Raw genomic sequence first — 16,363 nt, forward strand, 5'->3', positions numbered from 1 at the left:
TTGATTGTATTGAATATTCCCTGAAACAGGTTTTAATTTCAGCAATTAGTCGCTAAACTAACGCTCTATAACAACGATTGGAACTTATCGTTTAAGATGCCGACTACAACGCAAGCAAACCCTAGAATACTCATTATCGAAGATGATCCTGTCACTCGGTTAACGTTGCGTAAAGTATTAGCTCAATCGGACTATGAAGTGTTTGATGCCAGCAATGGCCGTGAGGGATTCACAAGCTATATCGAACAAGCACCCAATCTTGTTATTGTCGATGCCATGATGCCAGAGATGAATGGCTACGAAACCATACAAGCCATCCGTAAATACGAACAAGATCGCGCTATTCCACTATTAATGCTCACAGCACTGGATGACGTTGACTCCATTAATAATGCTTTTGATGCGGGCGCCACCGACTTTATTACCAAGCCAATCAATTGGGGTCTATTAACACAGCGTGTGAAATATGCACTTCGTTCAGCAGAAATTGAAGAACAATTAAGAAGTAGCCAAGCGCAACTGGTCTTTGCTCAAAAACTGGCGAAACTGGGTTATTGGGAGTGGGATGCTGTCTCAGACCGAGTCACGGGATCACAATCGGCCTTTAGTTTATTTGGCGTTCCTAAACACTCTGCGGTTAGCTTAGACAATTTTTTAAGTCGCGTTTTGCCTAAAGATTTACCTATCATTCAACAAGCTGTTTCTGAAGCAAGCAATGGACAGTCTCATATTCAAATCAGCTTTAGAGTCATTCAGCAAGATGGCAATCTGCGCCATATTGAATGTTTAGGGGAAGTGAGTTATGACAGCCAAGACAAAATCAATAAGATTACAGGTTCTGCCCAAGATATTAGTCGCCTACATAAAGCTGAAACCTTAATTCATTATCAATCGAAACATGACACACTAACAGAACTTCCAAACAGGGTGAGTTTTAATGAAACTCTAACAACCCTGTTGTCAGAAAACGCTCATCAACAACTTGGTGCTGTGCTTATTTTTGATATTGACCGTTTTAAACAAATCAATAAAAACTTAGGTCAAGAACAGGGAGACAATCTGCTCATTTCGCTTGCACAGCGTTTAAACCGAATTACCCGAGAGGGTGATTTTGTGGCTAGAATCGGAAGTGATGAATTTGCCATCCTCTTACCTAAGATACAAAACAACAATGAACTAAACTTGGTCATTAACCGTTTCAGGAATGACTTAAACGCTCCTTTTATCGTTAATAATAAAGAATTATTTATCAGTTATAGTTGTGGTGTATCCGTTTTTCCAGATGATGCCACGGACACTGAAACTTTAATTGAGCATGCGAACAGCGCAAGAACCAACGCCAAATCACATGGTGGTAATCAATTCATTTTTTACAGACCAGAAATGAATGACAACGCCTTAGATATGCTCACTTTAGAGAACGATCTACGCAAGGCTTTAAAAAATAATGAAATCGAAGTTTTTTACCAACCACAAGTTCATGCTAAAACACTTGAACCTATCGGCTCAGAAGCTTTAGTACGTTGGCGCCACCCTACTCGTGGCATCGTCTCTCCTGTGGTATTTATTCCCTTGGCTGAAAGCACTGGAATGATTATTGAGATTGGTCGTTATGTCTTGGAAACGGCCATTAAACAAACGGAAATTTGGCACAATTTAGGTTATGACCAAATGCGTATTGGCATCAATTTATCGAGTAGACAGTTTACCCAATCTAACCTTATGCAAGACACCCAAACCGCGTTAAGTAAAACGAAATTGCCGAGTCATTTTGTTGATTTAGAAATCACCGAGAGCCTTGCGATGAGCGACGCTGAGACCAATATCAATATATTGAGTGGCTTAAAAGCCATGGGAGTTTCTCTCTCTATTGATGATTTTGGTACGGGCTATTCATCCTTAGCTTATCTGCACAGCTTTCCCATTGATACGATTAAAATTGACCGTTCGTTTGTACTAAATCTTGACACTCCAGAAGGTCAGGCCATTGCTAAAACGATATTAGCCATGGCTGAAAGTCTTAACTTGGAAGTAGTGGCCGAAGGGATTGAACTTGATGAACAAGTGACGTTTTTTGCCGATAAACACTGCGATATTTTCCAAGGCTACAAATTTGGTAAACCGATGCCACATAATGAGTTTACTGATTGGTTAAAACAACACCACTCTAAAAAATAAAAATAGATATGGAACAAATAAGTTATGCACATTGATTTAGACAACCTAGACATGCTAAAAGAAATTATTGGCGACGACCTGAAAGAGGTTCTTAATGTTTTTTTAGACAGCACACCCGATAGCATTTTACAGTTACAAAATGCCATTGACTCAAATACTATGCCTAAAATTCAATCATTAGCTCATGCCATTAAGGGCAGTGCCGCTAACATTGGTGCTAATCAACTATCTATACTGGCGGGGCAAATTGAGCAGCAAGCTAAACTGAATAATTCAGCCAACTTTGCAGAACTTTTGCCTCAAGTTATTTCAGAAAACCGAGCGGTTGAAGAAGCGTTAAAAACCTATATGGCCAATTTTTAACCTTATCACCTATCTCTACATAGCCCATTTAATTAAAGGATTTGCTATATGCATTATCGTGTAACCGAAGATGAAAAACGCCGTGCTAAAACACCGCATCACATTTTCAATATTAACGTTATTATCACTCATCTATTTATTTCTATGATTGTTCTTGAAATAGGTGAAACACTTGAATTATTACTTGTTCCACTGATATCAAGTTTAGTGATTGCTTTTCTTTATTTTAAAACAAAGAAAGTGATTCAAAATGATACTTGGTTTGTGAGCTCTCACTGGATTATGGCTTGGCGTCGAGGACGCATACTGCTTTTCAGTTATGCGGTTGCAATAGGCATGGTATTGGTTTATTTATTGATCGACACCCTCTTTCCAGGAGGGTTTAGTATGAACGATTTTTCAACAGAAGGCTCTCAAACCAACTTAGGTGAAGTCATTACCTTGCGTTTTGCAGCCGTAGTCATTTTTGTTGCTGTACTAATTACCTTTATGCAAACAGGTATTGCCGTGTATGACGCAGGCAATGGGATATCAAACCCTAATATTGCAAAAATTCTACCAAGAGATGAAAACTCAAATGAAGAGCTTGGAAAAGGTAGTGATGAAGGCAATCAAACGGCTAAAGTGGACGATACACCGAAATGAGTGATAGTAAGAATTTGGGTGCAAAGCCCAAAACAAAAAATTTACCCGTTTTTTGGATTTTAATCGTTTTTAGCGTGATTGGCTTTGGTTTAATTCTTTTAATACAGCCTGATAGAGAGCCTGTAAACCAAGAACACCTTCCTTGGAATGCACACTTTGATAAAGAGGGAAAATTACACGCTTTAGGTTTAACGATTCATGAGTCAACCCTTGAGGATGCCATGGCACTCTATGGTAAAGATGTTGAGGTAAAGATGTTCTCTAAGCTCGATGAATCTAATAAATCATTAGAAGCTTATTTTCCCGTTATTTATATCGGCTCTATCAAAGCCGCTTTAACGCTTAAATTAGCCGCAACACAAGAACAACTTAATACAACCTATGATAATGGTAAAAAGATCACAATGACCACCTCAGGAGAGAGGGAAATTGAGCTATATACATCTGATATTACCAAGTTCTTCAATACCCCCATTTCAAGCCTAGCGTTGATACCAAGAAACAATTTAACCGATAGAGCCATTGCGAAACGTTTTGGTGAACCTAATAAAAAAGAGATTCAATCAGATGGTTTACCCCATTGGTTTTTCAACGATCTAGGGCTTGAACTTATTTTAGACCAGAAAGGCCCTGAGGCGTTGCAATACACAACAAGTATTGCCCCAAAGTAAAATCTAATCTTGTTTACAATTCAACGATAAATAAACCAACTTACCAGGCCTGGCAAACCCTATGACCATCAAAACACTGTGAGCGTAGGGTTGGATAGATTGGTTTTTATTATTAAATAGTATCTATAGGATTAATATTGTGCTTTGAAAAGTTGTTAACTCGTTTTCTCTGACTCTTTAGATCCTGCAGATAGCTTATCGTCACGCGCCTCCTCTACTGAGGAAGCCTGCTTTTTCTGTTCAATATCCTCTGGAAATTCATCGTCCATAAAAATACGATTAGCTTGCCCATCCATATCATCAAAATGGCCATTTTTTGCCATCCAAATAAAGACAACCACCACCAAAAACCCAAAGAAAAGCATCATTGGAATTAAGCCATAGATCACATCCATTTTTTGTCCCTCTACATCTATCTTGCTTTATTTTAATGAATGCTTTTTATTAAAAAAGCTACGAATACGAGCGGCATTACCAATCACAACTAAACTACTTAAAGGCATAGTAATAGCGGCAATCAATGGTGTTAACACACCTGACATCGCTAAAGGAACCATAATTAAGTTATAAGTTATCGAGCTCGCAATATTCTGTTTAATCGTGCGTAATGTTTTGGCTGAAAGCTCTATAGCGGTATCTACAGCCAACAATTCATTGTTCATTAAAACAATATCCGCACTTTCCATTGATACATCTGTACCTGATCCTAAAGCAATCCCAACATTGGCTCTCACTAATGCAGGTGCATCATTGACACCATCACCCACCATAGCCACTGTTTGACCTTGTGCTTGCAATGTCTTAATCACTTCATTTTTGTCTTCAGGCAGTACTTCAGCAATAACATTCATGCCACCTAACTGCTCGGCAACCCGATCCGCCACGACAGCCAAATCACCACTCAATAGAGAAACCTTTTTACCTTTAGCTTTCAAGCGAGAAATCAGTTCTACGGCTTCAGGTCTGATTTCATCCTCTAAGAAAATAACCCCTTTTATTTCTGAGTCTTTTGCAATCCACACCGCTGTTTGCCCAAGTTTTGCTTTTTCTTCTGCAACGGTTTGCAAACTATCAGGTAATGTAAAGTTTAAAGAGGAGAGCCAACTCGCTGTACCAATCTGGTAAAGACTGTTAGCAACCGTTCCTTGAACACCTTTACCTGCAATAATTTTAAAACCATCTACTTTAGACCATTCACTATTGCCAATTGAAAAACGGTTTTTAACAGATTTAACTATTCCATTTCCTAAGCTGTGTTCTGATAAATTTTCTATTGAGGCAACCGCTCTAAGAATCTTCTCTTGTTCTGTTGAATCGACAAACGCTTCTCCAACTAACTTCATTTCACCCTTCGTTAAGGTGCCTGTTTTGTCAAAAACAAAGTGTTCAATTGAGTGTAACACCTCTAATACAGTACCGTTTTTGACCAAGATACCGTTACGTGCTGAAACACCTGACGCCACGGCTATTGCCATTGGGGTCGCTAAACCGAAAGCACAAGGGCAGGTTATAATTAAAACCGCCGTAGCTGTAATCACCGCAAATTCAATATTAGCCATAAACAGCCAGAATACAAAACTAGCTAATGCCAGTGAAATTGTGGTTGAAACAAACCATGGCATAATTTTATCGGCAGTACATTGGATGGGGGCTTTTGAACCCTGCGCCTCTTCAACCATATGAACAATCTTACCGAGCTTGGTATCCTGTAAAATCTTATCTACTTGAATGGTAAGGTGACCATCTACATTTAAAGTACCCGCCACAACACTGTCATTAACATTCTTGCTTATTTCTTTTGATTCCCCACTCAGCATAGATTCATTAACCATGCTTTGGCCAAAGCTTATTGTGCCATCTACTGGAATTTGTTCGCCTGGTTTAACGACAATTAAATCCCCTTTTAATAAGGTTCTCACAGGCACAATGTTCTCTGCTTCTTCATTTAATTTACGCGCCACTTTGGGCTGTAGATCCATTAATCTTCTAGAAGCATCAATCGCTTTATTTTTAGAGATCGCTTCTAAATAGCGACCAATCAAGAGTAGAAACATAAAGTCTATCAGAGTATCGAAATAGACATCACCAGAGTGATTAGGGTGAATTGTGACCCAAAAAGAGTAGAAATAGGTCGTAAGCATACCTAAACTAATCGAGACATCCATTCCTACCGTTCTAGATTTTATTGCTGTTAAAGCCCCTTTAAGGAAGGGTTGACCTGAATAGGCTAATGCAGCGGTCGCAATAAAAAACTCAAGCCAATGAAAATAGTTGCGGTATTCAAGATCCTCTGCAGCCCCTGAATATAATGCGACGGAAAACCACATAACATTCATCATGGCAAAACCTGCAAAACCTAGACGGTAAAGAAGATCACGATTCGCTTTTTTATAGGCTTGTTCACTCGCTGAAGGGTCATAAGGTGTGGCGTCATAACCAATAGAATTGAGTTTTTTGATAATTTCTGAGAGCTTAGTTTTACTGTTGTCCCAGCGAATTTTAATTTGTTTATTGGTAAAGTTGACCCGTGCCAATAACAAACCGTCCATTTTTGCTAAGGTATGCTCAATCAGCCAAACGCAAGCAGCGCAATGAATGGCTTCTGACATCAAAGTAATCTCACGTCTATCCGAGAGATTATCGACAAACTGAGATTGAACTTCATCATAATCAAAAAATTCAATATCTTTATTAGGTGGAGGTGGCGGGCTTAGCAATTCACCATCAGGTGTTCGTTTATAAAAGCTCTCCATGCCTGCCTCATGGATTACTTCACACACTGAAGCACATCCATGGCAACAAAAACTCTGTTGAGTGCCATTAATCTCTTTTAAAACCAAATCGCCTTTAGGTATGGCTTGCCCGCAATGAAAGCAACTATTTTTCATCATTATTCAGGATCTTGAACCATAATACTTCGGCCGATATTGATACGAATATCACCCTTGGTCACTTCCATAATCAAATCCCATTTGCCTTTTACAGGTAAGCTAAATTCTTGTTCGTATTGTCCTATCCCATCTACTTTATTCATCTCCACGTTGCCATCCAGCTTTCTATCTGCTGGACGGTAAAAATAAAGCGTGGCAGTTTCAACCTCAATAGGATTATTTTCTTTATCTAACACCGATAGTTTTACAGTGTCTTTTTTACCTTCTGACAGAATCGGTAAATCCACCTGTAACTGCCACCCTATTTTTTCCATACGTTTTTGCTCAGCCAGAATGACATCCATTCTTTTGCCTTGTTCGTAGTAGTCATCAACAACCAATCCTGGGTTTGTCACGATCGCCATACTCACCATAAAAAAATTGACGGTTAAAACGATAAGCAAAATCACAATCCAAGCTATAACAAACGGATTTTTCCAGGCAATACTCCAATCACGAGTATCTTTCTTACTATCAGTCATTCCTTTACTCCTAAATTTTGCCAGGAGCTTTACTCCTGAAACGAAAAAGCCCTATTAAGGACTTTCCTAAATAGGGCTATTATAGCTGTAAAATAATTTGTAGCTACAGCTTCATTTTATTATGGCATTAGCGTTTTTTAGGGCTAATAAATGCCGTTTCATATTTTGCAGATATCGATTCATTATTTAAATTCACAACATGAATAGTGATTGGTGTACTAGTCTCTGTTAAGTTTTTATTAGGAATCTTAACAAACAAGGTGGTAGCACCAACATTACCAGGCTGAACTGTAATCTGTTTATCTGCAATGTATGTCAATCCTTCTGGTCCTGTGACATCAATTTTTGCCAACATGACTTCATTAGACTTATTCACAACCTTAACTGTCCATTTATTCTGAATATTACCATCACTCATTTGAACAAACAGTGGTGAACGCTCATGCAGTGCCTTTAAGTCGATTGGTGACATAGTTAGTAGACCATAAACCATAGCGATAGCCGCAAAAGCCATAATCGCTGAATATACGATTACTCTTGGTCGCTTAAATAAAGGTGGGGGCTTTTGTCCGGCAAACTCTGCAAGTGAGGCGTAACGGATTAATCCACGTGGTTTTTTGATTTTATCCATAACAGAATCACAGGCATCGATACATAAACCACAGGTTATACAACCAAATTGTTGACCTCGTCTAATATCTACACCTGTTGGGCAAACTGCGACACAAAGGTTACAGTCAATACAGTCACCTAAATCAGGAGCTTCTTCACCTGGTTTAAGACGCTTCATTCTCCCTCTTGGTTCTCCACGATCCACATCGTATGTTGGAACAACGGTTTGGGTATCAATCATTGCACCCTGGATACGAGCATAAGGGCAAAAACCGATGCAAGTTTGCTCACGCAAAATGCCTGCAAAGAAGAATGTCGCTGCGGCTAAACCTAAAATAACACTTGTTTCTGTTCCACCCCATTCAAAACTAAACAAACGTGCCCACAAATCAAACGCATCAGTAAAGTATGCGACAAAACTGAACGAAGTCATAAAAGCGATAATAGCCCACAGCACAAATTTAGGAAGCTTAGTCTTAATTTTAGAAAGGCTCATAGGTGCTTCATCTAACTTAATACGCTTGTTAGGTTGACCCTCAAACTTCTCTTCAATCCAAGTAAAAACATCGGTCCATACAGTATGAAAACAAAAATATCCACACCAAAGACGCCCTGCTACAGCCGTAGATGCTGCTAGCAGAAGTGCGCCAAAGAGCAGAATCATGGCTAGCATCCAAATATCTTGAGGAAGAATTGTAATTCCAAAAATATGAAATTGACGGTTTGCTAAGTCAAATAACAAGGCTTGGTGACCATCCCATCTAAAATACGGGAAAATAAAAAGAGACAACCAAAACGCTGCTGTTATCCATTTAATGGTTCGAAATTTTCCAGGCATTCTTTTTGCATGGACTGTACCACCAGTGTGCACGGGTAATATCTCTACACCAATATTTTGTAGATTTTTATTATCCAAATCCATATCATCAAGAACGGAACCTGTTTGTCCATTATCTCGATACAACTCTTTTTTATCTGACATAGGGCTATCCTTGCAACCAGTCTAATTAGAAGGCTATTCTATAAAAATAACCTTATCAATCATAAGTAAATTTTTCTATCTATTTCCATAAACAAAAATAGGCCTTTATTGCAGGCCTATTTTTGTTTACAGAAAATGCTTAACTTTCTTTATCTTCGTCTTTCTCAAGCCCTTCAATGCCTCGTGTGGCTTTCCAACCAAAACCGATAAGAGCAACAATACTCAACACCAGTGCACCAATTGAAATCCATAGGACGAAATCGCTATTTAACTCATTCATAATCTTCTCCAAAGTTGATTAATATCAAGAATCTAGTATTACCAAAAATGAAAAAGGAGAACATAAGCTCTCCTTTTTTAGTCATCTAATCGAGTGCTAAAGCACTCAACTATTGACCCCCACCCAATGAGTGGACATAAACAGCTAAACGTTTAATGTTTACATCTGCATTTGGTAAACGCTCTTTGAAAGCAGGCATAACAGCCTGACGAGTTCCCTCGACATATTCACCATTTTTCTTAACATTCACACCGTTTGCAATCACACCTCTGATCGATTCACGATCAGAAGAGAAACGCCATACTTGGTCTGTTAGATTCGCAGCCCCTGCAGGAGCCAAAGGCTTACCAGCAGGTCCGTGACATGCTAAACACATACCTTTTGCATATACCGCTTTACCTGCAGCAAAAGCAGCATCACCACCTTTACCTTCAGATAATGCAATAACATAATCAGTAACATCTTCGATCTCTTGATCGTTTAAGTTACCCATCATACCTTTTGCAGGCATATTACCAATACGACCGTTTTTAATAGACGCTTCGATCTGGTTTACGTTACCACCCCAAAGCCAATCATCATCAGCCAATACAGGGAAGTTAGGGTTACCAGCTCCACCTACTGCGTGACAAGCTGCACAGTAATCACCAAACAACATTTTTGATGTTGCAACCGCATAAGACTTAAGCTCTTCATCTTTTAAGATGTCAGCTACCGACATAGCGGCTAACTTCTCTTCTTTGTCAGCAAACTTAGCTACACGCCAGTCTTTCAACACTTTATAGTCGTCGTGATATTCATTAACCTGAGTCCAATCAGCCATACCTTTTGTATGCTGACCAAGCTCATTCGTTAATGGAATGGTTGGATAATAAAGTGCATAAAAAACAATCATGATGAAACCCGCATAGAAAGATAACATCCACCAAAGCGGTGGTGGGTTATCTAATTCACGGATATCTTCATCCCAAATATGACCAGTGTTCCCTTCATCTGGCCATGGATTATGATGTGCCATATTTAAATCTCCTTAAAATGACTAGTCATCGTTCAGTATCTTATATTTCTGCTCTTCCATCTCTTTACGTTTGCTAGGACGTAAAGCCATCGCAAAGGTAATTAACATGCCAAGAAATACAAGTACTGTAACAATTAAACCTGCCCAATCCTGTGTCGTCAAAGACGACCAGTCGGTGCTAAAATAACGTTCTAGATTACTCACAGGACTTACTGACGGTATACTTTGCTGTCATCCAGCTTAACCATCGTTCCAAGTACTTGTAGGTAAGCAACCATTGCATCCATCTCGGTATAACCTTCGATAGCGGCATTAGCATTTTCAATTTCTTCGTCTGTATATGGCACACCTAGTGTACGCATAACAGATAAACGTGTAGACATATCACGCTTAGTGCCAAAGAAATCTTCAGATACTGGTTTTTCAGCTAACCAAGGATAAGCTGGCATAACTGATTCAGGAACCATGTCCTGTGGACGCAATAAATGAAGAACATGCCATTCATCAGAGTATTTACCACCTAAACGTGCAATATCTGGACCAGTACGTTTAGAACCCCATTGCATTGGGTGGTCATACATTGATTCTGTAGCAAGTGAAAAGTGACCATAACGTTCACGTTCATCACGGAAAGGACGAATCATTTGTGAGTGACAAATATAACAACCTTCACGAAGATATAAGTCACGACCAGCTAGTTCTAGAGGAGTGTAAGGGCGAACACCGTCACCTGCTTTCCAATCCGCTACAACCCACTTACCGTTATTATCTTGTTTGTAAAGTGCTTTGTCTGATACTAATTTACCATTAGCATCTTCTGTAAATGTACGCTCCCAAACTAATTCAGGGAACTTCTCGTTTTTAACGTTACCGTACTTATCTGTTTTTTCAGTGTAATCTACAGCTGACTTGAGATAAAACAACGGAACGATTTCAACGATACCAGCAATCGAAACTGCTAGCGCTGTCGCCAGGAATAAAGCGAAGATATTACGCTCTAAGCCTTCCTGGATATTTTTTGGTGCTTCATTATCTGCCATGAGTTTGTGCTCCTCAACTCATAAATTTTTCAATTTAAGCGGCGTTTTAACAACCGCTTAATCTGACTTACTACTTATGCGTGTGCTTCAACTGTATTTGTCGCTTTAGCATTTGCCATACGAATCGTCATAACAACGTTATATAGCATGATTGCAGCACCAGTGAAGAATAATAACCCACCGAATGCACGCATCGCATAATAAGGGTGCATAGCTGAAACGGATTCAGCAAAAGTATACGCAAGCGTTCCGTACTCATCATAAGCACGCCACATTAGACCTTGCATAATACCTGATACCCACATCGCAACGATATAGAATACCGTACCGATAGTTGCCAACCAGAAATGGAAGTTAATCAACTGCATAGAGTACATTTCAGTATTCCAAAGTTTCATTACCATGTGGTATAGCGCACCAATCGAAACCATTGCAACCCAACCTAACGCACCAGAGTGAACGTGACCAACCGTCCAGTCAGTGTAGTGAGAAAGAGCGTTTACAGTTTTTGCAGCCATTACAGGCCCTTCAAAAGTAGACATTGCATAGAAGGCTAAAGAGATAATCAAGAAACGTAAGATATAATCTGTACGAAGTCTATCCCAAGCACCAGATAGCGTTAACATACCGTTTAATGCACCACCCCATGAAGGAATGATCATAGCCAATGAAATTACTGCACCTAATGAACCTGTCCAATCTGGAAGCGCTGTGTACTGAAGGTGGTGAGCACCTAACCATACATAACCGAACATTAATGCCCAGAAGTGAATTACAGATAAACGGTAAGAGTAAATTGGACGTTGTGCTTGCTTAGGTACAAAGTAGTACATAATTGCAAGGAAACCAGCCGTTAAGAAGAAACCTACCGCATTATGTCCCCACCACCATTGAATCATTGCATCTTGCACACCAGCGAACATAGAGTACGAACGGAACAATGAAACTGGGATAGCTAAACCGTTTACTACATATAAATATGTGATTGCAATCATCATACCCATAAAGAACCAGTTTGAAACATAAACACTCGGGTGTGTCTCTTTATTACGTGAAGCAATCGTCATTACAAAGTTGAACGTATACATTGTCCAAACCAAAGCAATCGCAATCGCTAAAGGCCATTCTTGCTCGTGGTACTCTTTACCTGTTGTCATCCCTAAAGCTAGAGTTACAACTGTTGCTAAAAGACCAATTGTGAACAAAATTGCAGTCCACCAAGCTAAGCCATTGCTCCATAGTTTTACACCATTGGTTCTTTGAACCGTGTAAAACGCAGTCGCCATTAACGTCATACCACCAAATGCAAAGATAACGGTATTCGTATGAATAACACGTAGTCGAGCAAAAGTGATTTCCGCAATATCAAAATTTAACGCAGGCCACGCAAGTTCTGCTGCTGCATAAGTACCCATAAGTGTACCTAACACCAAGAAAACAATTGCACCTACCGCTAAATACTTAACCACGCCATTATCATATTGTGGTTTTACTGTAGTATCCATCAGTCGGATCCCCTTTATAGTCTTAATATTCTGTCTTTATCTATCATTAAATTTTTGCCCCAAAACAAACAAAAACTTAACGGACCATTTTAGATACAGACTCCTCAACACGCATTATACCTGCAACAGGACTGTAACTCAGCCAAAAACGTCTTTAAAACTTAATTCACATCAAGAAATTCAATAGAATCAAGCCTTGAAAAGCGCTTTTATAAACTTAGACACTTAAAAAAATCTTTGGCATTATCCCAAATACACAAGCCTCTTTATACTAAAAAAAATTTATAGGGGTCCTCAGATTATTTTTATACTTCCTGTGTGCTAGGCTTTTATTCACATGTTTAACGGCTAACTTCAACAACTAGATTTCATGTGATTATTAAGACTCAAAGTATCCAATAATATTATTTTCAGTTATCATATTGAACTACTTTATATTAGGAATCATGTTATGCGAACTGCAAGCGTTGAACGCGATACTTTAGAAACTCAAATTCAAATCACTGTCAACTTAGATGGTGACGGTACAGCAACATTTGATACAGGCGTACCTTTTTTTGAACATATGCTAGACCAAATTGCTCGACATGGCATGATAGACATTGACATAAAGGCCAATGGAGATACTCACATTGACGACCATCATACGGTTGAAGATGTAGGCATTACCCTTGGTCAAGCCATAAATAAAGCAGTGGGCGATAAAAAAGGCATCACTCGTTATGGCCACGCTTACGTACCATTAGACGAAGCGCTTTCTCGTGTAGTAATTGATCTATCTGGGAGACCAGGCCTGGTCTTTAATGCCGACTTTACCCGTGAAAAAATTGGAAACTTTGAAACAGAACTAGTCTTTGAATTTTTTCAAGGCTTTGTTAATCATTGCAACGCAACACTACATATTGATTGTTTACGTGGCCATAATTCTCACCACCAAGCCGAAACCATCTTCAAAGCGTTTGGCCGCGCTTTACGCATGGCATTAAGCCAAGATGAGAGAATGGCAGGCAAAATGCCTTCTACCAAAGGCAGTCTATAAATGAACCAGAAGCTAGTTGCCGTTATTGATTATGGCATGGGTAATTTACGCTCTGTTTCCAAAGCGGCTGAACATGTGTCGCCAGAAAACACTCGTATTTTAGTCACCAACAACCCCGACGACATTGCCAATGCTGATGCCGTCATCTTTCCAGGCCAAGGTGCTGCCAAAGCCTGTATGAATGCTTTGCAGAAAACGGGCATGATTCACCCTGTACAACAAGCGGCTAAAGAAAAACCTTTTTTAGGTATCTGTATGGGTCTTCAAGTTCTTATGACCCACAGCGATGAGAACCAAGGCATTCAATGCATGGATGTCATTCCTGGCAATGTTCAGCATTTTGATTTTGAAGAAAACAGCCCTCTAAAAACACCACACATGGGCTGGAACCAGATCCTGCAAACAAAAGAGCACGCGTTATGGCATAACATTCCACAAGACAGTCGCTTCTATTTTGTTCACAGCTACTATGTACAACCAGAACATTCTGACTATATTTGCGGACAAACAACGCACGGAATCACATTTCCATCCGCGTTAAGCCACAATAACTTATTTGCAATTCAAGCCCACCCTGAAAAAAGTGCTGACCACGGCTTACAGCTATTTAAAAACTTTTTACAGTGGAACGGACAATAAATTTTAAAGGTTTAAAAAATGTTATTAATTCCTGCTATCGACTTAAAAGATGGTGAATGCGTACGCCTTCGTCAAGGCATTATGGAAGACGCAACCGTATTTTCAGGTGATATTGTTGCCATGGCTCAACGCTGGGTAGATCAAGATGCACGTCGCTTGCATATGGTTGATTTAAATGGCGCTTTTGACGGCAAACCAGTCAACGGCGAAGCGGTTTATCAAGTTCGCCAAGCTTTTCCTGATTTACCAATACAAATTGGTGGCGGTATTCGAGACCTACAAACCATTGAAGCCTATCTAAATGCTGGCGTAAGCTACTGCATCATTGGCACAAAAGCCGTTCACAACCCTGAATTCGTTGCCGAAGCCTGCAAAGCCTTTCCAGGACACATCATGGTTGGTTTAGATGCCAAAGATGGCATGGTGGCAATCAATGGCTGGGCAGAAGTGACAGACCACGAAGTCACTCAACTTGGAAAACAGTTCGAAGACGACGGTGTTGAAGCCATTATCTATACTGATATCGGTCGTGATGGCATGATGCAAGGCGTAAACATTGAAGCCACGCAAGCTTTAGCCAAAGCTCTGACCATTCCAATTATCGCCTCTGGTGGAATCACAAACTTAGACGACATCCGCAAATTGGCCGAAATTGAAGCTGACGGGGTTACTGGCGCAATTACAGGTCGTGCAATCTATGAAGGCACTTTAGACTTTAAAGAAGGTCAAACCCTTTCCGACCAACTTGCCCCAAAATAACAATTAAAACTTACCAGGCCTGGTAAGTCTTACTTATGACCAAGCCTTAAAACAATACTCAAATAGGAACAAACCCATGAGTCTTGCAAAACGCATTATTCCTTGCCTAGACGTCGATGACGGCCGTGTTGTTAAAGGCGTACAATTTGTTGATATTCGCGATGCTGGTGACCCAGTAGAAGTTGCAAAACGTTACGACCAACAAGGTGCAGACGAAATCACCTTTTTAGATATCACGGCCACAGCGCATGAGCGCAACACCACGGTACACATGGTTGAACAGGTCGCAAGCCAAGTATTCATCCCGCTAACGGTTGGCGGAGGAATTCGTTGTGTCGAAGACATTCGCACCATGCTCAACGCTGGCGCTGACAAAGTCGCCATTAACTCAGCGGCTATCTTTAACCCCGCTTTTGTTAAAGAAGCCTGTGATGCGTTTGGCTCACAATGCATTGTTGTCGCGATTGATGCCAAAAAAGTCAGTACTGAAGGTGAAGACAACAAATGGGAAATCTTCACTCATGGCGGCCGAAAAGAGACTGGGATTGATGCAGTTGATTGGGCGGTAAGAATGGCGGAACTTGGCGCAGGTGAACTATTAGTTACCAGCATGGATCGAGACGGAACCAAAATTGGTTTTGACTTAGAACTAACACGAGCAATTTCTGACAGTGTCACTATCCCCGTAATAGCTTCGGGTGGCGTAGGCGAACTCTCCCACCTTGCAAAAGGGATTACCGAAGGCCATGCTGAAGCCGTTTTAGCCGCAAGCATCTTCCATTTTGGACAACACACCGTTGAAGAAGCAAAACTTGCTATGCAAAAAGAAGGTATCGAGGTGAGACTATGAACGATATTTTAAAACAAATCGATGATGTCCTTGAAGCACGTAAATCGGACTCACCAGATAGCTCTTACGTAGCAAGTTTATACGATAAAGGCATTGAAAAAATACTTAAAAAAGTATCTGAAGAAGCGGCTGAAACAGTGATGGCAGCAAAAGACCTAGAACATAGCAATGGCGCTCAAGCAGACCAAGAGCACCTAGTGTATGAAATTGCCGACCTGTGGTTTCACACTATGGTACTATTGGCTTCTCAAAATCTGTCGAGCAACAATGTGACCGCAGAACTACAACGACGCTTCGGCCTTTCTGGCCATGAAGAAAAAGCCAGCCGCAGCGAATAATGATCACTGCTCCAGTCAAAATCAATAAAGGA

General features: G+C 40.1%; 18 protein-coding genes. 9 read left to right on the forward strand and 9 right to left on the reverse strand.

Annotated features, from left to right (window positions below; all coding sequences use genetic code 11):
* Positions 1 to 96: 96 nt before the first annotated feature.
* Genes A379_RS06100 through A379_RS06115 form a run of 4 tightly spaced genes read left to right on the forward strand, consistent with a single transcriptional unit; the run spans position 97 to position 3,857 of the window.
* A complete protein-coding gene (locus A379_RS06100; protein ID WP_040726738.1) occupies positions 97 to 2,178 on the forward strand; it encodes an EAL domain-containing protein in 2,082 nt (693 codons plus the stop codon).
* A gap of 24 nt (positions 2,179 to 2,202) precedes the next feature.
* Positions 2,203 to 2,541 carry an Hpt domain-containing protein gene (locus A379_RS06105; protein WP_040726742.1) on the forward strand — a complete coding sequence of 113 codons (339 nt, stop codon included), beginning with the start codon at positions 2,203 to 2,205 and terminating at the stop codon, positions 2,539 to 2,541.
* 48 nt (positions 2,542 to 2,589) lie between these two features.
* Positions 2,590 to 3,186 (forward strand): hypothetical protein, encoded by a 597-nt coding sequence (locus A379_RS06110; RefSeq protein ID WP_040726746.1) that lies wholly within the window; start codon positions 2,590 to 2,592, stop codon positions 3,184 to 3,186.
* Positions 3,183 to 3,857 carry a hypothetical protein gene (locus A379_RS06115; RefSeq protein ID WP_051145049.1) on the forward strand — a complete coding sequence of 225 codons (675 nt, stop codon included), beginning with the start codon at positions 3,183 to 3,185 and terminating at the stop codon, positions 3,855 to 3,857. The genes A379_RS06110 and A379_RS06115 overlap by 4 nt, the downstream gene beginning before the upstream one ends.
* 155 nt (positions 3,858 to 4,012) lie before the next feature.
* Here A379_RS06115 and ccoS read toward each other — a convergent pair whose 3' ends face one another.
* From ccoS to ccoN, 9 genes are all read right to left on the reverse strand, one after another.
* A complete protein-coding gene (ccoS, locus tag A379_RS06120) occupies positions 4,013 to 4,252 on the reverse strand; it encodes a cbb3-type cytochrome oxidase assembly protein CcoS (RefSeq protein ID WP_040726748.1) in 240 nt (79 codons plus the stop codon).
* A gap of 27 nt (positions 4,253 to 4,279) precedes the next feature.
* Positions 4,280 to 6,748, reverse strand: coding sequence for a heavy metal translocating P-type ATPase (locus A379_RS06125; protein WP_040726752.1), 2,469 nt, complete (start codon positions 6,746 to 6,748; stop codon positions 4,280 to 4,282).
* Positions 6,748 to 7,269: a FixH family protein gene (locus A379_RS06130; protein WP_040726755.1), complete on the reverse strand. Its 522-nt coding sequence runs from the start codon at positions 7,267 to 7,269 to the stop codon at positions 6,748 to 6,750. The genes A379_RS06125 and A379_RS06130 overlap by 1 nt, the downstream gene beginning before the upstream one ends.
* A 127-nt stretch (positions 7,270 to 7,396) precedes the next feature.
* Positions 7,397 to 8,863 (reverse strand): cytochrome c oxidase accessory protein CcoG, encoded by a 1,467-nt coding sequence (gene ccoG / locus A379_RS06135; RefSeq protein WP_040726759.1) that lies wholly within the window; start codon positions 8,861 to 8,863, stop codon positions 7,397 to 7,399.
* 139 nt (positions 8,864 to 9,002) lie between these two features.
* On the reverse strand, positions 9,003 to 9,143 hold the full coding sequence (locus A379_RS13105; RefSeq protein WP_198525652.1) for a hypothetical protein: 141 nt from the start codon (positions 9,141 to 9,143) through the stop codon (positions 9,003 to 9,005).
* Between the two features lie 109 nt (positions 9,144 to 9,252).
* A complete protein-coding gene (ccoP, locus tag A379_RS06140) occupies positions 9,253 to 10,161 on the reverse strand; it encodes a cytochrome-c oxidase, cbb3-type subunit III (RefSeq protein ID WP_040726762.1) in 909 nt (302 codons plus the stop codon).
* Between the two features lie 21 nt (positions 10,162 to 10,182).
* On the reverse strand, positions 10,183 to 10,365 hold the full coding sequence (locus A379_RS12925) for a cbb3-type cytochrome c oxidase subunit 3 (RefSeq protein WP_081696355.1): 183 nt from the start codon (positions 10,363 to 10,365) through the stop codon (positions 10,183 to 10,185).
* Positions 10,366 to 10,370: 5 nt separating this feature from the next.
* Entirely contained in the window at positions 10,371 to 11,201 is an 831-nt protein-coding gene (ccoO, locus tag A379_RS06145; RefSeq protein WP_040726763.1) for a cytochrome-c oxidase, cbb3-type subunit II, read from the reverse strand.
* Between the two features lie 74 nt (positions 11,202 to 11,275).
* Complete coding sequence (ccoN, locus tag A379_RS06150; RefSeq protein WP_040726767.1) at positions 11,276 to 12,706, reverse strand: cytochrome-c oxidase, cbb3-type subunit I; 1,431 nt, start codon at positions 12,704 to 12,706, stop codon at positions 11,276 to 11,278.
* A gap of 451 nt (positions 12,707 to 13,157) precedes the next feature.
* Between ccoN and hisB the strand changes: the two genes are divergently transcribed.
* The 5 genes from hisB to A379_RS06175 all read left to right on the forward strand — a co-directional run bounded on the left by hisB (position 13,158) and on the right by A379_RS06175 (position 16,331).
* The gene (gene hisB, locus A379_RS06155; RefSeq protein ID WP_040726768.1) at positions 13,158 to 13,745 is read left to right on the forward strand and encodes an imidazoleglycerol-phosphate dehydratase HisB; all 588 of its coding nucleotides are present in this window, start codon (positions 13,158 to 13,160) and stop codon (positions 13,743 to 13,745) included.
* Positions 13,746 to 14,384 carry an imidazole glycerol phosphate synthase subunit HisH gene (gene hisH / locus A379_RS06160; RefSeq protein WP_040726775.1) on the forward strand — a complete coding sequence of 213 codons (639 nt, stop codon included), beginning with the start codon at positions 13,746 to 13,748 and terminating at the stop codon, positions 14,382 to 14,384.
* 18 nt (positions 14,385 to 14,402) lie between these two features.
* Positions 14,403 to 15,143 carry a 1-(5-phosphoribosyl)-5-[(5-phosphoribosylamino)methylideneamino]imidazole-4-carboxamide isomerase gene (gene hisA / locus A379_RS06165; RefSeq protein WP_040726777.1) on the forward strand — a complete coding sequence of 247 codons (741 nt, stop codon included), beginning with the start codon at positions 14,403 to 14,405 and terminating at the stop codon, positions 15,141 to 15,143.
* 76 nt (positions 15,144 to 15,219) lie between these two features.
* Positions 15,220 to 15,993 (forward strand): imidazole glycerol phosphate synthase subunit HisF, encoded by a 774-nt coding sequence (hisF, locus tag A379_RS06170; protein ID WP_040726780.1) that lies wholly within the window; start codon positions 15,220 to 15,222, stop codon positions 15,991 to 15,993.
* Positions 15,990 to 16,331, forward strand: a complete 342-nt coding sequence (locus A379_RS06175) for a phosphoribosyl-ATP diphosphatase (protein WP_040726785.1) — start codon at positions 15,990 to 15,992, stop codon at positions 16,329 to 16,331. The genes hisF and A379_RS06175 overlap by 4 nt, the downstream gene beginning before the upstream one ends.
* Positions 16,332 to 16,363 lie beyond the last annotated feature (32 nt).

Origin of the sequence: Thiomicrorhabdus sp. Kp2 (genome assembly GCF_000478585.1) — a bacterium.
GTDB lineage: Bacteria > Pseudomonadota > Gammaproteobacteria > Thiomicrospirales > Thiomicrospiraceae > Thiomicrorhabdus.